The 24434-nt window shown below is 65.3% G+C and carries 9 protein-coding genes and 1 riboswitch; of the genes, 5 read left to right on the top strand and 4 right to left on the bottom strand.

What is annotated here, in order from left to right:
• Positions 1-60 precede the first annotated feature (60 nt).
• Positions 61-278: riboswitch (cobalamin riboswitch) on the bottom strand.
• 40 nt (positions 279-318) lie between these two features.
• Both cobO and ABIC03_RS04790 read left to right on the top strand, forming a co-directional pair.
• Positions 319-954, top strand: coding sequence for a cob(I)yrinic acid a,c-diamide adenosyltransferase (cobO, locus tag ABIC03_RS04785; RefSeq protein ID WP_354055950.1), 636 nt, complete (start codon positions 319-321; stop codon positions 952-954).
• A 10-nt stretch (positions 955-964) separates the two neighbouring features.
• Positions 965-2413 carry a cobyric acid synthase gene (locus ABIC03_RS04790; RefSeq protein ID WP_354055952.1) on the top strand — a complete coding sequence of 483 codons (1449 nt, stop codon included), beginning with the start codon at positions 965-967 and terminating at the stop codon, positions 2411-2413.
• Here the strand turns inward: ABIC03_RS04790 and cobD are convergent.
• Positions 2402-3364 carry a threonine-phosphate decarboxylase CobD gene (gene cobD / locus ABIC03_RS04795; protein ID WP_354055954.1) on the bottom strand — a complete coding sequence of 321 codons (963 nt, stop codon included), beginning with the start codon at positions 3362-3364 and terminating at the stop codon, positions 2402-2404. The genes ABIC03_RS04790 and cobD overlap by 12 nt on opposite strands.
• A gap of 11 nt (positions 3365-3375) precedes the next feature.
• Positions 3376-4317, bottom strand: a complete 942-nt coding sequence (gene cbiB, locus ABIC03_RS04800; RefSeq protein WP_354055956.1) for an adenosylcobinamide-phosphate synthase CbiB — start codon at positions 4315-4317, stop codon at positions 3376-3378.
• 121 nt (positions 4318-4438) lie between these two features.
• On the opposite strand from cbiB, the gene cobU reads away from it, so the two are divergent.
• Genes cobU through bluB form a run of 3 tightly spaced genes read left to right on the top strand, consistent with a single transcriptional unit; the run spans position 4439 to position 6358 of the window.
• The gene (gene cobU, locus ABIC03_RS04805; RefSeq protein WP_354055958.1) at positions 4439-4942 is read left to right on the top strand and encodes a bifunctional adenosylcobinamide kinase/adenosylcobinamide-phosphate guanylyltransferase; all 504 of its coding nucleotides are present in this window, start codon (positions 4439-4441) and stop codon (positions 4940-4942) included.
• A complete protein-coding gene (gene cobS, locus ABIC03_RS04810) occupies positions 4939-5721 on the top strand; it encodes an adenosylcobinamide-GDP ribazoletransferase (RefSeq protein WP_354055960.1) in 783 nt (260 codons plus the stop codon). Before cobU ends, cobS begins: the two co-directional genes overlap by 4 nt.
• Before the next feature lie 4 nt (positions 5722-5725).
• Positions 5726-6358, top strand: coding sequence for a 5,6-dimethylbenzimidazole synthase (gene bluB / locus ABIC03_RS04815; RefSeq protein WP_354055962.1), 633 nt, complete (start codon positions 5726-5728; stop codon positions 6356-6358).
• Between the two features lie 18 nt (positions 6359-6376).
• Here bluB and ABIC03_RS04820 read toward each other — a convergent pair whose 3' ends face one another.
• Positions 6377-8071, bottom strand: a complete 1695-nt coding sequence (locus tag ABIC03_RS04820) for a ShlB/FhaC/HecB family hemolysin secretion/activation protein (protein WP_354055964.1) — start codon at positions 8069-8071, stop codon at positions 6377-6379.
• 11 nt (positions 8072-8082) lie between these two features.
• Positions 8083-24408, bottom strand: a complete 16326-nt coding sequence (locus ABIC03_RS04825; protein ID WP_354055966.1) for a leukotoxin LktA family filamentous adhesin — start codon at positions 24406-24408, stop codon at positions 8083-8085.
• Between the last annotated feature and the right edge of the window lie 26 nt (positions 24409-24434).

Below are 24434 nucleotides of genomic sequence, written 5' to 3' on the forward strand. Positions count from 1 at the left end.
GCCCACGAACCGTTCTTGCGAAGGCCCGTATCCCCGTCGCGGAACACCCCGTCCGCCGGTCCAAAATCGTCCGCGTTGGCAGGTCTCCCGGCTTGCGGAGCAGGGTTTCCCCTTCGATTCCCGCCTTCCCGATCCCCAGGGGATCAGTGGCTTCGGGCATCTCTCCGGTCACGGTCGCGGGGGCGGCTGCATTTTGGAACCAAATCTTGCCGATTCGGACCCTATCGCATTCCCTCTTCGCCTGTCGTAGGACAGGAACCAACGCCGGGCCACCATTTGCCCCCGACCGCCTCTTGTCAAGCCGAAGGACCCCGTCCGATGACGTCAGAACCGGATACCCAGACGGCCGACGAAACCGACGCCCGCCACGCCTCGAAAATGGCGAAGAAGAAGGTCGCCCGCGACAAGATCATGGCGACCAAGAGCGGCGAAAAGGGCCTCATCATCGTCCACACCGGCGCCGGAAAGGGCAAATCCTCCTCGGCCTTCGGCATGATCGTCCGCTGCGTCGCCCATGGCTTCCCCTGCGCGGTCGTGCAGTTCATCAAGGGCGCCTGGGACACCGGCGAGCGCCGCATGCTCACCGGCCATTTCGGCGACCTCTGCCAGTTCCACGCCATGGGCGAAGGCTTTACCTGGGAGACGCAGGACCGCGCCCGCGATATCGCCGCCGCGCGCGCCGGCTGGGAGAAGGCCAAGGAGCTGATCCTCGACCAGAATCTCCGCATGGTCGTGCTCGACGAGATCAACATCGCGCTGCGCTACGACTATCTCGACATCGCGGAGGTCGTCGAATTCCTGGCGACCTCGAAGCCGCCGATGACGCATGTCGTGCTCACCGGCCGCAACGCCAAGGACGAGCTGATCGAGGTCGCTGATCTCGTCACCGAGATGACGCTGGTCAAGCATCCCTTCCGCTCCGGCATCAAGGCGCAAGCCGGCGTCGAGTTCTAAGAAACTCGCGATGGCGCGCGCATTGATGATCCAAGGGGCCGGCTCGGACGTGGGCAAATCGCTCATCGTCGCTGGCCTCGCGCGCGCCTTTGTGCGTCGCGGCTTGCGCGTGCTCCCGTTCAAGCCGCAGAATATGTCGAACAATGCGGCCGTCACCGTCGACGGCGGCGAGATCGGCCGCGCCCAGGCGCTCCAGGCGCTCGCCGCGCGCGTCGAGCCGCATACCGACATGAACCCGGTGCTGCTGAAGCCGGAGACGGATGTCGGCGCGCAGGTGATCGTGCACGGAAAGCGCATTGCGACCGCGCGTGCGCGTGAATATGCGGCGATGAAGCCGTCATTGATGGCTGCGGTGCTGGAGAGCTTCGAACGGCTGAAAGCGCGCGCCGATCTCGTGCTGGTGGAGGGCGCCGGCAGCCCGGCTGAGGTGAACCTGCGCAAGGCCGACATCGCCAATATGGGTTTTGCGCGCAAAGCCGATGTGCCGGTCGTGCTGGTCGGCGACATCGACCGCGGCGGGGTCATCGCGCAACTCGTCGGCATCCAGACGGTGATCGACCCCGATGATGCCGCGATGATCCAGGGATTTGTCATCAACAAGTTCCGTGGCGATCCCACGCTGTTCGACGACGGCTACAGACTGATCGAAGAGAAGACCGCATGGCGCGGCTTTGGCGTGCTGCCCTGGTTCGGGCGCGCCGGCGAGCTGCCGGCTGAGGATGCGCTGGGCCTGAGCGATGCGCGCAAGCCCGGCCAATGCAAGATCGCCTGTCTCGCGCTGTCGCGGATCGCCAATTTCGACGATCTCGATCCGCTCAAGCTCGAGCCCGGCATCGATCTCGTGATGGTGCGGCCGGGCGAAGCCATTCCCGGCGACGTGCGCCTCGTCATCATCCCCGGCTCGAAATCCACCCGCGGCGATCTTGCCTTTCTGCGCGCGCAAGGCTGGGACATCGATCTCCTGGCGCATCACCGCAGAGGCGGCCATGTGCTCGGCCTCTGCGGCGGGTATCAGATGCTCGGACGCAGCGTCACGGATCCCGAGGGGATCGAGGGCCCCGCGGGCGACACAGCGGGTCTCGGGCTTCTGGATGTCGAGACGGTGATGAGCCCGCAAAAGACGCTGACGCGCGTTGCGGCCGTGCACGCCGCGACGGATCAGCCGATTGAGGCCTATGAAATCCACATCGGCCGCACCGATGGGCCGGATCGCGCGCGGCCATTCGCAAGGCTGAACGGCGAACCGGAAGGCGCAATGTCGCGCGACGGGCGCGTGCAAGGCAGCTATCTGCACGGCCTCTTCACGTCGGATGATTTCCGCAAGGCGTTCTTGGCAAAGCTCGACATTGCCGCCGGCGACGAGCCCTATCACGCCAGGGTCGAGAGCGCGCTCGATGCGCTCGCCGATCACATGGAAGCTCATCTCGACGTCGAAGGCCTGCTCGCGCTAGCGCGCTAGCGCCTCGGCCAGGCGCGTCCATTCGGATTCGCCGCCCGGAAGCCCGAGGCGCAGCCATGTCGGCTCCCGCCCGAACACGCGCGACCAGATATGGCGACGCGCCAGCTTCTCCTGCGCGGCAAGCGCGTCAGGCGTCGCGTAGAGACGAAACAGCGGCGTCCCGCCAACGAGCGTCCAGCCTTGCGACTGCACCATGCCGTCGAGGCGACCACAGTCTCGCGCGAGCCGCGCGGAGGCGGCCTCAGCCCAAGCATCGTCACCCAAAGCACGGCAACCGATCGCGATCGCCGCTCCCGAGACCGGCCAAGGCCCCGACATCGAGGCGATCCTGGCGATGTCGGACGAATTGCCGAGCGCGAAACCGAGCCGCAGGCCGGCAAGGCCGTAAAACTTTCCGAAGGAGCGCAGAATCAGCAGCCCCGGCCGGTCCTCGGATGCAAGCGATAGCTGCGGGGCCACATCGGCAAAACTCTCGTCGATGACGAGACGGCCGACGCGAGGCAGAAGCGCCAGCAAATCCCTTGGTGTGTGGCATCGGCCGTCAGGATTGTTGGGATTGACGACAATGGCGAGGTCGGCGCCCGCCAGCGCGTCGAGCTCCCCGACCTCCTGGACCTCCCAGCCCGCGGCCGAGAGGACCCCGGCATATTCATTGTAGGTCGGCGCGAGCATGCGCGCGTGGCCGGTTGGCGCGAGTTGCGGCAGCAGTTGAATCGCGGCCTGTGCGCCGCCAAGCGCGACAACCGCCGCGCTCGTGCGATAAGCCTGCCGCGCCGCCTGATGCAGCGCCTCGATGTCGCCGTGCGACGGCAACGCGCTCCATGCGCGCGAGCTCACCTCGCCCACGGGATAAGGCAGGCGGTTGATCCCGGTCGACAGATCGATCCAGTGCTCCGCGGGGCCGCCGAAACGCTGCTGGGCCAGATCGAGATTTCCACCGTGCTCGCGCATGCGCTGTTCTTTCACGCGAAGGCCAGGATCGCAAGGACACCGGCGAGCAGCAGCATAGCGCGGCGGTAGACCGTCAATCCCCGATCGATGTCGGCAGCAAGCGGATCGCGCGCACCTTCATTCAACCATGGCTCGTTGGTGGTGCTGCCGTGATAGATTCGCGGACCGCTGAGCCGCACACCAAGCGCACCCGCCATGGCGGCTTCCGGCCAGCCGGCATTGGGCGATCGATGTCGGCGTGCATCCCGCATCATGCAAGACAGCGCCTCCGATCGCCGTGGCGCCAGCAGCACGAACAGAAATCCGGTCAGCCGCGCCGGAATGAAATTGGCGACATCGTCGATTCGCGCCGCAGCCCAGCCGAAGGCTTCGTGGCGTTCGGAGCGATGGCCGATCATGGAGTCCAGCGTGTTGATCGCCTTGTAGCCGAGGATCCCCGGAAGACCGAACAGCGCGCCCCAGAACACCGGTGCGACGATGCCGTCGGATGCATTCTCGGCGAGGCTCTCGATCGCCGCGCGAGCGATCCCGGCCTCCTCGAGCGCCAGGGGATCGCGGCCGACGATGCGCGAGACCGCGTCGCGTGCGGCCGCGATGTCACCGGCCCGCATGGGATTTGCGACGGCAGCAACGTGGTCGTGCAGCGAACGCAAGGCGACCAGCGGCCAGCCCAGGACGCCGACCAGTACGATCTGAGTCCAGCCCAAGGGAAGCAGGGACTGCAGCGCCCAGCCGAGCGCGACGGAGAGCGCGATCACGACGAGTGCTCCGGCGAGACCAGCGGCGCGGCGAAATGCCTGCGGATCGGACGGTCGATTCCAGGCGGTGTCGATGGCAGAGATCAGCCCGCCCAACCAGGTGACGGGATGGCCGATCCGCGCGAACAACCACGACGGCCAGCCCAACAGGGCATCCACCACCATCGCAACCGCCATCGCACCCGCAAAACCCACACCCGCCTCCTGTCTTGCCCCTGTTGCGCAAAGCGAAGGCCGAACGCAAGCCCCCGACTGCCTGATTTCGGCTTTGTCTTTGGCCGCGTTTGGTGATTAGTCAGGCCCACAGGAGACCTTTATGGCCGTCATCTTGATCACGGGCGGAGCGCGATCGGGCAAGAGCGCCCATGCGGAAAAACGCGCACGCAGCTTTCCGGGCCGTCCCGTCTACATCGCGACGGCCGAGGCGCTCGACGCGGAAATGGAAGCACGCATCGAAAAGCATCGCAGACGACGCTCAACCGATTGGATCGAGCGAGAGGTACCGCTCGATCTTCTGCAGGCGCTGATGGAAACCGATGGCGGCGGGCCTAGACTGGTGGACTGCCTGACCCTGTGGCTCTCCAACATGATGCATGCGCAGCGCAACTGGGATCACGAAGTCATGAAGCTCGCCGTCTTCCTGCGCGCCCAGAAGAGCCCCGTCGTCTTCGTCACCAACGAAGTCGGCCTCGGCATCGTCCCCGACAATGCGCTGGCGCGGAGCTTCCGCGACGCGGCCGGATTCATGAACCAGGCCATCGCGGCCGTTGCCGACGAGGCCGAGTTCGTCGTCGCCGGCCTGCCGATGAAGCTGAAATGATGCCGCGCGACGAATTCTTGCGGAATGTCATCGCCGATCTCAGGATGGCGGTATCGTTCGTGACGATACTTCCCGTCGCCTCGTCGAAGCCAGCTGGCGACGGGGCCATCGCGCGCGCGGCATGGGCGCTTCCCGTTGCAGGGCTGGCGGTCGGCCTTGCCGGCGCCTTGGTCTACAAGCTCGCCAGCCGGTTCGGTCTGGCACCGAATCTTGCCGCCCTGCTCGCGCTGGCCGCGACCGCCCTCATGACCGGCGCGCTGCACGAGGACGGCCTTGCCGATACTGCCGACGGGCTCGGTGGCGGCCGCACGCGCGAGCGCAAGCTCGAGATCATGCGCGACAGCCGGATCGGCACTTATGGCGTCTGCGCGCTGATCCTGTCGTTCGGCCTGCGCTGGAGCGCGCTCGCGGCGATCGCCAATCCGTGGGCCGTCGCGCTCGCGCTGTGCGCTGCGCATACTGCTGCCCGCGCGGGCTTGCCGGCCTTCATGTCGCAGGTTCCACCTGCGCGACCTGACGGCTTGTCGGCGAGTGCGGGATCACCGCCGGGCCGCAGCATTGCGATCGCCTTCGCCGTTGGGATCCTCGCGCTCGCGCTCGCGCTTGGACCGGGCAAGGCGCTGGTGGGCCTGATCCTGCTCTCGCTCGCCGGCCTGATGCTGGCGCGACTTGCCATCCGCCAGATCGGCGGGCAGACCGGCGACATTCTCGGCGCGTTCGAGCAGACCGGCGAGATCCTGATCCTGCTGGTTGCCGCAGCCTTCCAGATCGGACACTGACGTCGTGGTCGAGTTCGACGAGACCTTCCGCCAACACTTGCGCGAGCTGTTCGTGTGGCGCCGTGACGTGCGCCGCTTTCGCACCGACCCGTTGCCGGACGGCGCCATCGATCGCCTGATCGAGACAGCCTGTCTCTCACCCTCGGTCGGCCTCAGCCAGCCCTGGCGCTTCGTCATCGTCGATGACGCCGCGCGGCGTCGCGCCGTGATCGACGACTTCAAAGCGTGCAACGCCGACGCACTGAATGCCTATGCCGGTGAGCGCGCGGCGCGCTATGCCACTCTGAAACTGTCGGGTCTCGAACAGGCCCCCGGCCACCTCGCCGTTTTCGCCGACAAGGCCAGCGATGTCGGTCACGGCCTCGGCCGCGCGACGATGCCAGAGACGACGGAATATTCCGTGGTCGCGGCGATCACCGCGATGTGGCTGGCCGCGCGCGCCGAGGGCATCGGGCTTGGCTGGGTATCGATCCTCCATCCGGATCGCATTCACGCCATTCTCGACGTGCCGGACACCTGGAAATTCATCGCCTATCTCTGCATCGGCTATCCGGAAATCGAATGCGACCGGCCCGAGCTGGAACAGGCGAAGTGGGAGCAGCGCCGCGGCCCGGATGAGTTCACGCTGCGGCGTTAAGCGCGTCCCCCCTACGTCCTACGACCTACTCCTGCCGGCAACCGCCGCCACAGGCGCAGGAGTTTCCTGCTTCTGGAACATCAACAACGGCCGGAAAATGACCCGGCCGTAGGCCTCGTAGTGGTGCTGGGTCGAGACCGCCATCTTCAGCGGCGTCGCGTAATTCGCCTCGAACGTCATGAACGAGGCATAAGTCCAGGAGAAGCCGACGCCCACCGAGCCCAGCTCGGTGATCCCGGGGAACGTCGAATACACCGCGCCCCAGTCGGTGAAGATGTAGGTGTCGAAACCCCTGAGCCATTGCGACCAATTGTAGTGCAGCTCGGCGTTGAAGTAGTAGCCGCTGTCACCGGACGCCGAGTTGGAGGGATAACCGCGCACGGTAGTGGGACCGCCGATCGAGAAGATCTGGTCGCCCGGTAGCAGCTTTTCCTGCGTGTACTGCCAGCTCGCCAGCACATTGGTACTGAAATTTGCAGGTCCCGCCGCGCTGGTCGCGAACATCGAGCCGGTATAGGTGTTGAACGTGCGATTATTGCCGAGCACGTGGTCTTGCCATGTGATGTAGTTCACCGCCGGCGAAACCGTGATCGAATAGGTGTTGCCGGAATTGGTCACCGAGAGGCCCGCCGTGGCCTTGTCGTAATGATCATGGGTCACGGCGACCGTGGCGAAGCGGCTGACCGTCTTGCCCTCGGTCTCCGCGGCGTTGAGCAGCACTAGCCAGTTCTGCGTGACCCAGATCGGCTGGCTGAAATTGACCGCGGCCTGGCTCGAGCGTCCGGTGACGTCGAGCGCGACGAACGGCCCCTGGATGATCTTGATCTTGCCTTCGGTATAGCTGACGCCGGCGCGGCCGCCCCAAGGATTGACCGGAATGCTGTAGGCGACGTTGCCGTTGAGATTACCGTCGGAACGGACGCCGTAGAAGGTCAGGCGGTCGTCGACACCGAACAGGCCGTGGCGCTTGTAGAAGGCCCCACCCTCCCAACGCCCGGTGTTTTCCGCGCCCTGGTTGTCGGTGAAGAGCTGCAGGGTGTCGACCGGCGGCTCGATCACGGCGAACTGGAGATCGGTCAGGCCGAAGCTCGTTCCGGGCTGCAGCAGCGCCTTGATCTGCACGTCGTTGGTTCGATTGAACCAGATCACGTCGCGATTGAGTTTTGGAACGTCGAGGACCTCGCCTTCGGGCTCCTTCACGCGCTGAAGGATGTATTCGGTGCGGGTCTGCTTGTTGCCCTCGATGGTCGTCTTCTGGAGCCGGCCTTCGGTCAGCTTGACGCGGACGATGCCGCCCTTGGCATCCTGCTCGGGCAGCGTCGCGATGCCCGTGACGATGCCGCGCTCGGTATAGATGGCGTTGATGTCGGCGACGAGCTGCAGCAGCGAGGCGATGTCGACGTTCTTGCCGATGTACTTCTTCGCGATCTCGGCGAGCTCGGCCGGCGTGATGAACTTGGAGGCGTCGAACTCGACGTTGCGCAGGCGGAACTTGGGACCGCCCGGCTTCAGGAGCTGGGACTTCTCCCGCTCGCCGCCAATCACCGCCGGGCCGTTGAGCTTCGGCGGCGCGCTCTGCTGTTCGAGCTGCCTTCGTTGCCGGTCGACGTCGTTCTGGATCACGCCGGGATTGATCGACGGAATCTGCGCCCGCGCGGAGGCGATGCACGACGCTGCGAGCCCAACTCCTATCGCCGCCCCCAGAATCCGCATCCCTGGTCCCGTTACCATGCCTGTGCGAGACGGCCGATGGCCGGCTTCGCCGCCTCGATCGCCGCGTCCTTCCAGCCGGCGCGTCCCACGCGCTGGCCCTGCCGGCGCAGCTTGCGCATGTCGCTCAGCCCCTCGACGTTGACGGCGGGACCAGAACCGATGGTCTCGACCGGCCGCGGCATCAGCAGTGCATCGAGCCGCGCCTTGCCGGAGAGACCGAGCAGGTAGAACGTCCCCCCGTCCTTCTTCGCGAGCCAGGTCTCGATGCTCTCGGTGCCCTCGCCGTCGACGGAGATGTTGCGCACCATGCTCGCGCCGGTGAAGTCGTTGCAGCAGGTGTGGGTCGGCCCATAATTGGTGACCGTCGCGGAGACGTTGCCGGTGTAGAACACCACATAGGCGTTGCTGACATTGGCATTCCCGACCTGGCTCATCGTGAACACGCCACCCGGCTGGTAGAGCTGGAGCGACGGCCAGTTGGACGGGGCCGGCGTACGGTTGTTGAGCAGCACCTGCTGGGTTGCCGTGGTCAGCATCAACTGGCCCGGCACATAGCCGTTCAGGATCGCGACCGCATGCGCGTCTGTCCAGAAGTTGGCGTCCACCACCCTGAACTGGTTGATGATGATGCTGTCCGGATCGATCGAGACGTTGGCCGAGGTTGCGGTGCCGCCGTTGTAGCCGGTGATGTTCATGATCAGCGGAACCGACGGGTTCGAGCGAACCTGCTCGCCCTTGACGTTGATAGTATCGGCGGCGAGGTCGAGCTCCTTGACCACGCTGACCCAATCGATGGTCAGGTCACCCGATGAAGTCAGCTTGATCACATTGCCGCTGACCCGGTCCAGCGAGACCGATCCGGCCACATCGAAATGCGTATCGCCGCTGGCCGAGATCGATCCGCCGCGGAGCGAGCCGGTGTCGGACTTGACGTTGAGGTCGCCGGCATCGCCCGGGATGCCTCTCGTGGTGAGCTGGCTGAAGACGATGTCGTTGACGGCATGCAGGGTCTGTGTGCCGCTGCTGATCGCGGTGCCAACGGTGATCCCCCCGGCAGTCGCGGTGACGTCGAACGTGCCGCGGGCCGTGAGATTATCCCAATGAACGACAGTGCCGCTCAAGGCCGCGGTGCCGGTCGCGGCCGTGAGGTTATGACCGGTGTTGCTGCCTGCCGCGATCAGCCTTGCCGAGCCGTTGGCGGAGACCGAGCCGAGCGTCGGCACGCCGCCCGACATCACCGTCTGCGCCAGGATGAAGCCGTTGTCGGCGGTGACGTTGATGTTGCCGAAGTCGCCGCTGTAGCCGGTGGCCGCGAGGGACTTGAACGTCACGTTCTGGGTGGCGTGGACCGTCTGCGACCCGCTGCTGTCGGCGGTGCCGATGACGATGCTGCCATTGCTCGCAAGGGCGCTGAAGGTGCCGCTCGCACCCGCCGCCGTACCCGCCAGCACCTGATCGAGCGTCAGCCCACCGGTGCCGAGGATGTCCACGCTGCCCTTCACTGCCGAGAGCAGGCTCGCCTCGGTGTCGGTCAGAGACTTCAGATAGATGTCGCCGGCACTCGTGCTTGCCGACAGCCGCGCGGCGCTGAGAATGAACCGGCTCGTCGCGTTGCCGATGCCGTTGGATGCGCTCAGCGAAACTTCGGCACCCGAGCCGGACGCGACGAATTTGGTCTGGCCGTCGCCATTGTCGATGATGGCTCCGAGCGAGGCGACGCCGCCGGAGGTGACGATGATCGAAGGCGTGTTCGAGGCCGCGGTATAGGAGAGCGATGAATTCAGCTGGCCGATGCTCGCGTCGCCGGTGGTGGTCACGGAGATCGCGCCGGCCGCGTTGATGGCGGAGTAAGCTCCCATCGACAGTGTCGCGGCTACCAGCGTCACCCCGCCGACGCTGCTGGTCGCTGTCACGGGGGCCGTGCCGATGCCGGCCGCGAAGGTCATGCCCCGGTTGGCGAGGAGCTGCATCAAGCCGCCGCTGGCGAGGTCGGCATTGATGGTGAGCGCGCCGCGCGCAACGTTCAGCGTCTGTGCGCCGCCGGATGTCAGCGTCCCATAGGCGCCGTTGGTGCCGACGACGAGATCGCCGGTGACCGCGAGGAGGCTGAGATCGCCGACCGCCGAGCCGGTCACGGCGCCGGAGATATTCACCTGCACCGGCTGGAAGGTCGAGCCGTTGAAGCCGATGCTGCCGCCGGCGCGCAGATCGAGGTCGGTGCCGAGAATATGGATCGCGGTACGGTCCGTGAAGCCGGACTCGGCGTAGATGCTGCCGGTCGCCGCGAGCTGGATTGCATTGCCGGCGGCGATGTTGCCGAGAATGAGATCGCCGGTGGTCTGCTTCACATAGATGCCCTGCGCCGACGAAACCTCGTCGAGCTGGTCGTTGGCCGGGTCGGCGAAGGCGATCTGGATCGCGTTCGCGTTGGTCGCGGGATTGCTTCCGGCAGCCCCGGGGGCGCCGACATTGCCGTGCTCGGCGATCAGGGTGAGGTTGCCGATATCGCCGGAGATCACCGGCATACCGGTCACGCCCGCGGCGGCGGTGATGCTGGTGACGGCGTCGAACTTGACGTCGCCGCGGCCGGTCACCTCGATGCCGTTGGCCTGCGCGGCCGCGATCGGGCCGTAGTTCGCGGTGATGCCGCCGAGCGTGAGGCTGTTCTTGCTGCCGAGATAGACATTGGTCAGCGCCTTGGCCGAGATCGCAATCGGGTTGTCGACAACGACGAGGTTCTGCTGCGACAGGCTGACCGTATAGGTCACGACGTGGGTGGTCGGATCCGTGACCGCGCCGACGGTGAGCTGACCCGGACCGGCCGTCGCGAGCAATCCCCTTTGCGCCGGCGTCAGCGACGAGGAATCGACGCTGGTGAAGGTGAACGTCTGGGGCGCAGCCGAATTGCCGACCGAGCCGTGCGGCGCGTAGAGCATGATCTGGTTGGCGCTGACGTTGGCCACGACGTTCTCGTCGATCGGCGGCGGTGCCGCGCCGACGGCCGACGACGAGACGGTGTAGGCGAGCTGGCTCTGCGTCCACTGCGCGCCCGCGGTGATGATGCCGTAGACCCGCTCGGTCGACGCGAGCGTATAGGCGTAGTTCGCATTGTAAGTGTTCAGCGCCGTTTGCAGCGCCGTATTGCTCGGCAGGCGCTGATTGGCTGTCGTTACGCCGTCGAACAGCTTCGTGAACAGGGTCGACGACAACGAGCTGCCGAACACGGTTCCCAGCGGATCTGCCGGTGCGGTGCCGAGCAATGTCGTCAGTGAGGTCTTGAGCTCATCGGTCGTGATCTTGCCGAGCAGGAACTGGTCCCTCAGGAACCGCGTCGTGGCCTCGACCTTCATGTCCGTCGTCGAGACGTTCGCGGGATCGATGCCGAGCTTGGCCGCCACCTGCGCCCGCAGCACGGTCAATCCCACCGAAGTCGGGTTGTAGGTGCTGCCGTTCGCGAAGGCGATGTTCTTGAGCTGGAAGTAGTCGTTATAGGCCGACGTCACCATCGACTGGTAGCTGTTGACGGCGTTGGTCGCGGCGTTGCCGCTGAGCAGGTCGAGGCTGGTCCAGACATCCTGGAGATGCTGGCTCTGGGCCTGGGTGAGACCAACCGCCGCCCTTCCGTTCAGGATACTGGCCTGGTTGCCGTCGGAGCCGGCCGCCTCCAGGAACACCGGGCCGCCGCTCGACTGGACCGTGCCGAGGCGCAGATCGCCCTTGGACTGCACGATGTAGGTGCCGGTCGCCGAGGCGCTGTCGAGAACCCCGCCATCGACATTGCCGCCGGCCTGCGTCGTGCCCGTCGCCTGGATCACCAGCGGATTGATGTTGGTCAGCGTGCTCGCGCCATTGATGACGGCGCTCGTCGCACCGATCGCGCCGGCGGTGGAGTTGATCTCGACGTTCTTGCCGATCACGACGGGGTTGGCGACGTCGTAGGGCGAGGCGGAGTTGATGTCGCCGGTCGCCGAGATAAAGACGCTGCCCTGCGGCGTGCTGCCTGCCGAATTCACCTTCACCTGATTGATCGAAAGCGAGCCGACGGCCGCGATCGCTATGTCGTGGTCGATTGAACTGGCCGTCAGGCTGCCGCCATAGACCTGCACCTGGACGGGAGCACCGTTCGCGCCGATCGTGCCGATGCCGCCATCCGCCGAGAGAATGACGCTCCGTCCCGATATCACCGGGTTGTTCGCGTTCGTGCCGCTGGTGATAGCCGAATTGGCCCGCGTGGCGCTGACCGTCGTCGTACCCGAGAGGTTGTTGATCGGACCGTTGACGACGATGCCGGAGTTGGACGTGACCAGAACCGTGCTGTTGCCGCCGCCGCTGAACGAGATGTTGATCGGGTTCGACGCCTTCACCGTATTGGTCAGCGTCAGGGTCAGGTGATCATAGATATTCTGGTACCAGTTGTATTGGTTGTCCGTGCCGCAGCACTTCTCGGGATGGGTGTTGCCGCCACCGGTGTGATAGGAACCGGTCGCGGTGACGACTTCCTGGAAGTTCGATGTCTGTGGGCCAGTGCTGCCGCCGCCGCCCTGGGCCTGTTGCACGTCCGAAACCAGGCTGATGGTGCGGGTCCAGTTCTGCCCGGTGGCCGAGTTGGGCGTATAGTGCCATCCGTAGTCGAACTGCGTCGAGCTCGTCGGACGATCCAGCGTAGCCGTATCGACCCACTGGTAGAACATGTTTGCCTTGGTCGCGTACTGGATACCTGCCGTGCCGCTGAGGCTCGTCAACATCGTGTCCGTGTACTGGCTCGCATTGACGCCGCTCGTCTGATACGTCGACACCTGCTGGCCGCCCGCAGCGGACGGATTGTAGACGTACCACGTCGTCTGCTGCTTGAGCTGATCGACGATCTCGATCACGCTCGGCGCGCTGACGCCGGTATTGATGGTGTTGGTGACGAGCTGCAGGCCGGTTGTGTTGTTGACCGTGATCGAGCCGGCGCCACCTTTGACCGCGATAGTGCCTTGGGAGACACCGTCCTGGGTCGAGGTCGAGATGATCCTGCCGTTCAGATAGACGTAGCCGCCCGAGCCCTGCACCACGCCGTTCACGAGGATCTGGTCGGTGAGAGCGTTGTACTTCACCCCGATCTTGATGTCGCCGGCGGCCTCCGTCGTCGCAGACGCCGTGATGTCGTAATAGCTACCGTTCCGTGCGTTGACCTGGGCCTGGGCAAAGTCCGCGCCCGCATTGCGGCTCTTGAGGTCATTGATGGCGGTCAACGTGGAGCCGCCGATGTCGACCGAGTAATCGCTGCTCGTGCCGCTCTGGATGGTGCCGTTGATGTTGATGACCCCCGCCGAGATGATGATCGCCTTGCCGAAGATGAAGGGCGCGTTAGCCGGCGGGTTGGTCCCCGTGCTCGAGTTCGCGGCTGAGTTCGAAGACGCAGCCTTCGGCGTGATCACGTCCGGCTGGATATTGACGACTTGGAAGTAGGCAGAGCACCCCGCGCAATTGAATGGCGAGTAATACGTAGCCGTGTGGTTGGTGGTGGTGGTGTTGCCCTGTGCATCTGTCGAGGTCGTGGTGTAGTCGTAGGTCGAGTTGCTGTAGACGCCTTGGCCGGTATAGGTATTTCGCTCCCACGGCGCGGTGGAGATGGTCTGAGCCGTCGGCCCCTCCATGATCGCGAGCGTAGCAGCATTCGGCACGCTGCCGACGTTCGGGTTACCGTTGCCGGGCGCACCCTGGCCCATCGGCAGGAAGATCGCCGAATAGAGCGACAGGCCGTCGTAATATAGATCCAGCATGCGCGCGGTGAAGATGGTGCTGTTGCTCGCCGTCTGCTGAACGCCGTTATTGCCGTCGACGCAGCAATAGTACGAATACGGGTGGCCGCCGCCCGCGCCGATGTGCGGGCTGTTCGCGTAATCGCCATAGGCGCCGAGATAGGTCGCCGCCGCCATCACCGCCGTCAGCGTGTCGTCGTCACCCGGCTTGAACTCGACACCCGACCATTGCGAGAGAACATCGTGGTTGGAGGTGTAGAAGCTGCCGATGCCGCCGAGGAAGACGAACGAGCCGTTGGGCGCCACCATCTGGACGGTCGCCGCGTTGAGCGACTGCGACGCGACGATGCTGCCGAGATTGTTGGTGATCTTGAGCAGGCCGTTCTCGTTGTTGACGACGCCATCGAAATAGATGTCGGGCGTGCGGGTCAGCTGGTTGCCGTTCTGGTCGACGCCGAGCCCGCTGGAGGGATCCAGGCGGTTGTAGGTGGCCGAGATGTCGATGATCGGCGTCGCGCTCGGCGTGGCGGTGAAGGTCACATTGGAGTGCGAATCCGGATCGACATGGTCGATCTGGCGATAGGTGATGTTTCCTCCGGTGATATTGGTGACCGTGAGGTTGGCCAGGTCCATGAAGTCGAGACCCCTGTTCTCGATCTTGATCATCGGCGAGCTGCGCGCGATGACCGCCGGCGCAATCGGATTCGTGCCGCTGTTTCCGGTCAGCTTCTGCGCCAGGATCGAGACGTTGCCGGCGGACACCAGCATATCGCCGAATGCGAAGGCATTGCCGGCGGCGTCGGAGGTATACGGCGCCTGCTGGATCAGCGCGTTGATCTGGCGCTGGAAGTCGCCGGTCGGATCGGTGCCGGATGGCGACATCGTGGCGGGGGCCGCGGGCGTCGCCGCCGCGAGCTGTGTGCGGATCTGCGTCGCGGTCAGGCCGGTCAGCGCGGCGAGCTGGTTGACGACGCTCTGATAGGGATTGAAGCCGCCGACGATGGTGTACTGGACCACCTGGTGGTTCCAGCTCATCATCGGGTTGAAGTGATCGACGTCGGCGACATATTCGAGGGTGGGCGTCGACGAACCGCCGGACAGCAGTGACGAATAAGGACTCGTCGTGCTCGCGGTCGGCGCGCCTGCACCTATGTCGATCGTAATGGTGATGTCGTTGTTGATGCCCGCGACCACCAGGCCATTGAGCGCGACATCGCCGGTTCCGCTGGTGTGGCTGTGATTGTCGCTGTTCTTGGCGCTGAAGATGTCCAGATACGGATTGTAGTTGCTGCCGTTGCCGGAGGCCGTGACCTGACCCTGGGTCGCTCCCAGGGAAATGTTCTGGACGCCGAGCACGCTCGAGGTGTTGGCGAGCGTCAGGCTCGTAGTGTCATCGGCATTGGCCGTGCCGCGGTAGAGCGTGGAGATCGGAATGGCGGTGTTGTTGTAGACGACCGTCGTCGCGCTTGCCTGTACGCTGCTGAAGATGATGGTGTCGCCCGACATCCCGGCATAGATGTTGATCTGGCCCCAGGCCTCGACCTTGGCGTTGTTGCCGACGGTGACGGCCTGGTTGGCATGAACCCAGCTGTTGGTGCTGGCGCCGACGCCGGCGATCGCACCGTAGAGACTGGCATTGGCGTTGTTGGCCGCCGCCATCTTGGCGGCCGTGCCGATATAGATCTTGCCGGCGCTGAAGAGTTCGCGGGCATTGATGTTGACCGCAAGCGTGGCGTTCGCCGTCATGTTGGATTCGGCTCCGCCGCCGGCGAAGAAGGCGGCTGTGGCCAGGCTCGCCGTGTCGTTGGTATTCAGCGTGTTGTAGGCTTCGATGTTGATCACCGCCGCCGATGTCCGCGGATCGCCGTTGAGGCTCAGCACCGTCCCGGCGCCGATGTTGGTGGTGACGGCCTGGGTGACATGCGTGTTGCTCAGTGCCGCTGCACCAGCGAACACGCCACCGGAGCCCGACCGCGCGCCGCCACCAGCCTGGTTGACGATGTCGTTGGCGATGACGACCATGTCGCCGCCGGCCGAGTTGATGATCAGATGAGGTCCAATGTCGACGGTCGTGGTCGCGTTGACGTCGTTCTGCGCGCTGCCACCGGAGACGCCGGCCGTGGACGCCTGGTAGGCGTCGCCGCTGGCGGCATAGTTCGTGGTGTGCTTGGCCTGGATGTTGAGACCGCCAAAGAAGAGCGTGTCATCCGTCGTGCCGCCGTCGAACCGCGCATTGGTCACCGCGGTCGAGCTGGTCGTTGCGACCGCGGCAGCGCCGGCATAAGTGCCACCCGCGCCAACCGTCGCGTTGGAGACGTTGATGTCCTTGCCGGTCGCCGTGATCTGGAGGATGCCGGTGTAGTCGGCGTGATTCAGATGGGTCGCGTCCATATCGTCGGGGGCACCCAGATAAGCGTAGGTGTGCGCGCTCGAGGACGTCTGGGCGACCGTCGCACCCACTGCCAGGAAGCCGGTCGAAAGTCCGGTGGCCTGGGCGTATTGGCTGCTGTCGTTCTGGGCCGTAATGACCACGTCGGCGTTGGGAAGCGTAATCCCGGTGCCTCCATACGCACTCACCGTCGCGTTCTCGGACGCCCTGGCGTAGCTGCCTTGTGCACCGATCAGCGAACCGCCGCCGCCGGCGAGCGACCAGGCGTAGGTCGTCGTGCCGCTCGTCGGAACCAGCGCCATCGCGGTTACGGCGAGCGCACCGCCCGAGAAGCTGGTGTTGTCGCCGACATCGGCGGTGACAGTGGCCGTCACCAAGGATTCCGCGACGGATACGCCGATGGCGCCGCCGCCGACCGCGACGCCGATCGCTTCGCCCGAAAGATTGGGGGTGAGCGATGCCGACACCAGCGTGCCGACGCCGGCCGCGGAGGTGGTGATCGAGGCGCTGGAACCGATCTCGGCCAGAACAGTCGAATTTTCCTTTGCGGTGGCGACTGCCCCGTCACCGGCGACGATGCCGCCGGCGACCGCGGTCGCGGAGGCCGACATTGCGCCGGCCTCGCCTGCGCCAACCGCAAGGGTCGAGCTGTTCACCGTCGCGTTCGACAGCACCTTTGCCGCGACCGAACTGGATCGTCCCGTAGTGGCGATCGATACCCCGATGGCCGCGAGGCCGCCGGTGCCGCCGCCCGCGGTCACGCTCTGGGTCGAGCTGTCCATCGCCATGACCGCGACGCCGGTGCCGCCCGAGCCGGTCACGGAGCCACCGAGCTGCGCCGTGACCGTGTTGGCGACGTTGCCGACCGCCACGGCGGCATCCGCGCCGAAGTAGAGCGCGGCACCGCCGGCGATCGCCTCGCTGTCGACGGTCTTGCCCGAATAAGGTCCGGTGTCGGCGTCCTTGACCCGCGCGGCGACCGTCACGGAAGGCGCCGCAACGATCGCGCTCAGATTGGCGAGCACGCTGCTGTTGACACTGGTGTAGCCGATGCCGGCACCGATCCCGATATTCTTGCCAAAGCCGGCGCCGAGCAGGAACATCTTGGTCGCGTTGGCGCTGGTGGCGCCGACGTTGACCTGCGTGCCGGTGACATTGCCACCCGCGATCTGAGCGGTGACACCGTCATTGCCGCCGGTCAGCACGGTGCTGACGTCGTAGGTCGAGGTTGCGTTGGCGTTGCTCGGATTGCCCGAGGTGCCGCTCGCGACCGCGTCGCTGCCGTGCGAGGAATTGGTGCCCGCGTTCACCGACGCGATGGTGCCGTTGTTGCCCTGGTTGAGCTGGCCGGTCTGCTCGCCCTGCGTATCCGGATCGGCGGTGTTGGTGCCGATGATGATGACGCCGACGGTCGCGCCGATGCCGATGCTGCCGCCGATGCCGGCGGTGACCGCGTAGGACAGCACTTCCTTGGTGCTGAGCGCGCCGACATTGATCGCACCGGACGAATTGAGGTTGCTGTTGCGGCTTTCCGCAATGGTCTGGCTCTTGAAGACGATGACGTTCGCCGCCGCGCCGACACCGACGCCGGACCCGCTGGCTGCAATCGAAAGTGCGCCGGCGATCTCCTTGATCGCCACGTCCTCGGTGGCGTTGATGGTGACGGCCCCGGCCGCGCCCCCCGTGGGGGACTGCAGCGTAGTGTCGTAAACGCCCGCGATGGTGGTGTTGTTGGCGATCTCGATGTTGGCCATGCCGGCGATCGCCGCCGTGCCGGTCGAAAGCGCCCCGCCGATCGAATAGGCCTGGAAGCGGTTTTTCGTCGTTGCCGTGACGTCGAGCGCGCCGCTCAGATTGACCGCGGTCGTGTGCGCCGCGCCGTTGCCCTGGTAGTGGAACTCGTCGCCGACGTAGGCCTCGGTCCGGTTCGCCGAGACCTGGACCAGGAAGGCCGCACCGATCGCGGCCTGGCTGCCATAGGCGCCCGAGCCGTTCGCCGACGCTATACCGGTGGCGTCGTAGGCATTGACCGTGAGCGAGGACGCCGTGAGGGAACCGCCGTCGACATAGGCTTCGGTGGTTGCGACGAAGACGTTCAACCCGACGGAGCCGGTGCCGAAACCGACCGCGATCGATGACGCGTCCTGCTCGGCATTGGCTTTCACGGTGACGGCGCCCACTGTTGCGCTCGCCGACTGCACACCGCCCACGGTCGCATTGGTGATGTAGGCCTCGGTGTCACGCGACATCGTCGTGCTGAGAATGGTCGCACCGCCGCCCCCGCTCCCGGTTGGCGGTACCACGCCGGCGCCGAACGCGCCGGAATAGGAGAAGCTGCTGGCGGCCACGTCGATCTGCGGGTCGAGCGTCGAACTTGCCAGCCGCGTGTCGATCGCCGCGCCGTCGATATAGGCCTTGGTGGATCCGCTCATCACATTGGTGATCGGATTGATCATGATGGAGATGCCCGAGCCCGCGGACAGCGTCGCGACGTTGGTGACGACAGCCTGGTGCGAACTGGCGACGACGGCGAGGCCGCGTACGCTCTCCTGGGTCTCGCTCAGATCGGGCGTGGTGTCGGTGGGCGCGCTGAAGCCGCCGAGATCGATCGCATGCGCGAGCGTGCCGCTGTTGACCGAAAGCACGTCGCTCGTGCTGGTTCCGAGCGCATCCACCTTCGTCGTCGTCCCGCTGATATAGGCCGCGGTGGTGCCGGTGATCTTGTTCGTGACCATCGAGCCTGCACCGCCGGCCGCGCCCTTGCTGATCGACACGGCGCCGGCGAAAACGCCCGCTTTGTCATTGTTGCCGGCAATCACGGCAACGTTGTTGTTCGCGGTAACGTCGGCCCCGCCGGTGATGCTGGCGGTGACGTTGGTTCCCATCAGGTTGGTGGCGACCGAACCCGCAAGGCCGATCTGCGAAGAAATCGCAATGCCGACGGCAACCGTCGATATGCCAGCGTTCGAGTTCGCGTTGACGGCCACGCTGCCCGAGGCGGTCAGCTTGGAGCCGGTGACGCCTGCACTGACATTGTTGGCGATGCTGCTGTAGACGAGTGCCAGGCCCGCGGCGCTGCCTTGCGTCGAGGCGCCAGCGACTGCGGCGGCTCCGGTGATGCTCGAATTGTCGCTCGCGGTGACGGAGATGTTGGAGGCCGTGACCGTTGATTGTGTCGTGTCGGACTGGCTATTGCCGATCGCCGCCGAAACGGTATTGGCGATCGAGCTGATCGTCATGCCGCCGACGCCGGCAAACTGGCCGCTCGCCAAGCCGAACCCGATCGTGACCGATTGGATCTTCGTGATGTCGACCGCATTCACACTGACACTGCCGAGGGCCGACATCCGGACGTTGGCGATATAGGCCGAATGCGTCGTTGCGATGGTATCGTACACCATCGAGGCGCCGACATTGTTCTTGCCGGCCTGGATGGTGCCCGCAACGGAGATGATGCTGGCACCCGGACCGTTACCCGTGCCACCGTTGAGCGCCGCCGCGCTGAAATCGATGCAGTTCTGCGTGCCATTGCCGGCGGCGGCAGTGCACGTGTCGGACGCGAGATGATTGTTGTTCGACTTCTTGACGAGATTGCCGAGCGCCATATCGAGGTCCGACACGGCGCCGCTGTCAGCCAGCACTGTCACGCGCCCGACGTTGATGTTCACCGTCGCGCTGCTGCTGATATAGGCCGTGGTCGTGGGCGTAATCTCGTCGACGACGATTGCCCCGGCAAGTCCGTTGGCGTTGCTCCCTGCCCCGCCCGAGGCCGCACCGGCCGCAATCACGCTGGCACTGTCGGCCAGCACCAGCAAGCTGTCATAGTTCGAGATCGACGTGTTGCGGATATGCGCGTCGGTGGCATTGCCGCCCGAGGGATCGGCAATCGACGCATAGGTCAGCGCGATGCCGACACCGGCCTTGCCGCCCGACAGATAGAGCGAACCGCCGCCGATTGCGATGTTCGTGGTCTGGTAGGCATCCACCTCGATCGCGCGATTGGTCCCCGTCGCGACGCCCGTGATTGTCGAGTTCTCGATATATGCATTGGCGCTGTCGGTGACGATGCCGACAGATCCCGACAGAGCGAGCGCATTGGCCGACGTTCCGCCGGCCACGCCGAGTGCGACGACGGTTTCCGACCCGCCATTGAGCGCCTGCACCGTCACAGACATCTGGTTCTGCATCGTGGTGCCGGAGATATAGGCGAGCGTGGCATTGTTGGATATCGCCGCCGCGATGGCGGCGCCGATCGCTGCTCCCTGAGACGACCCGCCGGACATATTGGCCGCGGCGGAGCCGGAGCCGTTGCTGAGGATCGTGTCGTTGAGCGCCTGCACGATCGTATTCGTGTTCACCGCGGTCGCCGTGGTGAATTTGTTGACCGACGTATTCCTTATATAAGCACTGGTCCCGAGCGAGACGTCGCTCACGGACGAGCTGCCCGCAAGGTCCATGGTGAAACCGCTCGTGCTCGATCCCGAGCCCGAGCTGATCTTGTTTGCAGCCAGCGCGATCCCGGCCGGCCCGCCGGTCGCGGCGGCACCGGCGGCGTTCGCCTTGTCGGCGAAGCTGGACAATGACGGCTCGCTAATCGAAGCCGCGACGGCCGCAGACGTGATCCGGCCAGAGGTGGTGGCGCTGATCGTGAGGTTGTCGGCGTTGACCAAGCCGCTTCCGCCGCCGTTGCCGGCAAACGGATCGTTGCTGCTGAACGGCCCCGGCCGGATGTCGGAATGGTTGTCGCCGATATAGGCGGACGTATCCATATTCGCGCCCAGATAGGCAACGGACAATCCAACCGCCGAACCGCCGCCGACATTGACCGCGCCGGCGATCGTCACGACGGACAGATCCTGCTGCGCCAGGACGCCGAGCGTCGGAGAAAAGACGCTGGCCTGGCTGGAGATCGAGGCGTGCGTCGTGTTGTTGAGGAAGCCGAGCGAGGTGATGCCGTTCAGCGCCAGCGCGCCACCGGCCTTTCCGGACGACGGCGCGACCGCGACGAACTGGTCCGAGGTGATCGCATTGACGGCGATATCGTCCGCCGCCCGCAGCGATGCACTCTCCGAAACGCCGGCAATCGTGCTGGTGTTGAACTGGACGAAATTGAGCGAGCCGCCCACCGAGGAGCCGCCGGACGTGTTGCCGGGCAGGAAGCCGAGTGTACCGACATTGCCGGCGGCGTCGATCGACGCCGTCGTCGTCGTTGCCGCGATCTGGATGCTGGCGTCGTAAGTGTGGACGTCGCCGTTGTTCACCGTCCCGGACCAGCTGCTGCCGCAAGCCGCCGTGCATGTCGCGGTCAGGCTGGCGCTGCTGGCCACCCACGCCGTCGTATCGTTGTTCACGACAAAATGGTTCACCGAGCCGGCCACGGCGGCGGTATCGCCCGCGTCGGCGGTGGCGTTGGCATAGCTGGTCAGGATGTTGCCGCCGACGCCGAGATTGCCGTTGAGGTGGCTGAGAACCTCGGTCAATCCGTCCCACTTCAGCCAGGTATTGGTGATCGGCATCCAGGTGCTGGCGTCGACGGCGATGTTGGCCGCATTGATCACGGTGCCGCCGCCGACATAGGCGTTCGAATTATGATTGAAATTGCCCCATGCGACCGCGGCGCTGATCGCGACTCCCTCGCCGCTCGTGGGGTCCGAGGCAATCGCAGACGCGGTGGCGTTGCTGCGCACACCTCGATCGACGAGGGTGCTGACGACGGCGACGTTGCCACTGACATAGAGGCTCGGTGCGCCGCCGTTCGGATTCTGGCCGATCGACGCGGTGGCGTTTTCGGTGCTGTTGGCCAGCGACAGCGCGGCGGCGGCCTTCAAATTGAAATTCACCGGCATCAGCGGGATCATATGCTGGGCGATGATCGAACCCGGGCTGGCCGTGGAGACCATGAAGTCCTGGATCGCGCCGATCACGGCCGGCGTACCGACGATGGTCGAAGCCATGGTCGAGTTGCTCGTGGTGTTCGACGTCGCCTCGACCATCACGGAGCCGTTCATCCGGGAGGACGTGCTGGTGCCCAGTGACGCGCCGAGCTTTGCGGTGGCCGACGTGGTGACGTCGCTGATGGCGAGCGCCCCGCCGATGCCGCCGCTCGCGTTCGGTGTGCTCAGCGCGACCGCGGTGGCACTGGTCGAGAACGAATTGTTGTTGATCGCACGCACCGTCAGCGAATTGCCGGATGCAATCACGTTGCCGACGGAGAGGTTCGCGCCGGTCGCGACATTGGCCGTGGTCGAGACCGAGCCGGTAGAATAGGCAACGGTCGCGACGAATTGCGCGCTGGACGTCGCCGCAACCGCAGTCACGTTCAACGTGGCGTCATTGGTGGCGTGGATGTTGAGGTTGCCGCCCGCGCTGATCGTGGCGCCGGAGGCCACGTTGGTGGTGACGTTGCCGTCGAGCTTGCCGACGACGGCGGCGGCGCCGATCGGCGAGCCACCGAGCAAGGTGCTCGCCAGCGCCGGATCCTGCGCCGTTTCCGAGCCGTGCGACTTGATGTCGACGTTGCCGACGCCGTTGATGTTAGCGTGGCCGTTGATGTTGACCGTCGCCGTGGCGCTCGCGGCCACATAGCCGCCGTTCAGGCCGAGCAGCGAGGCCGCAAGCGTGGTGCCGACCAGCGTGAAGAGGCCGGGGACCGAGCTCGTGAAGCTCGATGTCGCCGTCGAGGTCGCACCGATCGAGATGTCGCCGCCAGTGATCTGGCCATCGATCGTGATCCCTGTGGTGGCGGTGGCCTGGCCCGACAGCTTGGTGTCGCTCGCCGTCGCGGTCAGCGTGACACTGCCGCTGGCGTAGTTCGTTCCACCAGTATTGATCGCCTGGGCGAGAATCTTCGCTCCGTTGACCATGCTGATGGTCGGCGCGTCGATCTCGACATTGATGGCGTTGCCGACGGAATGAGTCTTGGTGGCGTCGAGGTTGCGGGCATCGATCACTGCATGCGCGGCCAGCGTGATCGAGTTGTCGGCCTGAACCACATAGGTGCCACCAGCGCTCAGTGCCGCGATGGCGTTGGCGACGGACGTGTTCCCGAGGGTTACGCCGGTGTCGCCCTGGCTCATGTCGCCGATCACCACATCCGTCGGGTCGATCAGCAGCGTGCCGGCCCGGCCGTTGGTTGCGGCAAGGTTGATGGTAACGCCGCTGCCGACGTCGATGACGCCGTTTCCGCTCAGCTCGACCAGCCCCGCATTGCCGGTTTTCGAGCTGGCATTGATCTTCGCGCCGGTCTTCACCGTCACGTCGTTGCCGGCCTTGACGAGGACGCCGCCGGCATCCGCAGTCCTGCTTGCCGTGCTCAACCGCGCATTCTTGCCGAGTTCAGCCTGGTTGCCGGCCACGACCGTGATGTTGCTCGGCGTCGTGGTCTTGCTTCGCGCGCTCAGCCGTCCGTTGACACTGGCATTGTTGACGGCGCCGATGTGAATGGAGCCGTTGCGCACGGAGATCGCGGCGGCGCTCCGCAGCCCTTTGGAATTCACCGAGGCTGCGAACTTCGCGGCGTGATCGAGATTGGCGATGTCGCGTTGGCTGGCACCGCCGACAAGGACGTTCTGCCCGGTCAGGCGCACGCCGTCGATGGCATTGACCCGGCCGTAGATCCGGATGTTGCCGTCCGGCGAGACGGGGAACGAGCCCGCCATCAGATTGGCGACGGCGGAGCCGTTGATCTGCCCCTGCGCGCCGATCAGGCTGTCGGTGAACTCGCGCGTCGGCGTCGAAACGTTGAGGCTGCCGACATTGACCGTGCCGCTGCGGCCGACCACGAAGCCCTTGGGATCGGCGAAATAGACGTTACCGCCGATCGCGCCATTCATGTAGGAGTTCAGCGTGCCGTTGACGTAGACCGGCGCGTCGCGAACGATGTTGACGAGATTTTGCGTGCCGGTCGGCAATTGCAAATTGACGGTGCTGCCCTGCCCGACGCTGAACCGCGAGAACGAGTTGAAGGCACTGTTGCCGGAGACGGTCGACGTCGTGACGTTGGTTACGCTGCCGGACGTCTGAAGGCTGGTCCCGGTGCGGCCGTCCGGCGTAATCACGTTCGCCGTCTGCGCCTGCAGACGGACGCTGAACACCGGCAGGAAGACCATCTGCATCGCGCAGAGCAGTGACATCGAACGGAAACGCGCAAGCCCCCGTAGCGTCAGCTCGTCATTCTCACGCCTTGCAGATGGTCGGCGCATTTCAGATCCTCTTCATCGGCACTGGC

Source organism: Bradyrhizobium sp. RT6a (genome assembly GCF_040547675.1).
Lineage (GTDB): Bacteria > Pseudomonadota > Alphaproteobacteria > Rhizobiales > Xanthobacteraceae > Bradyrhizobium.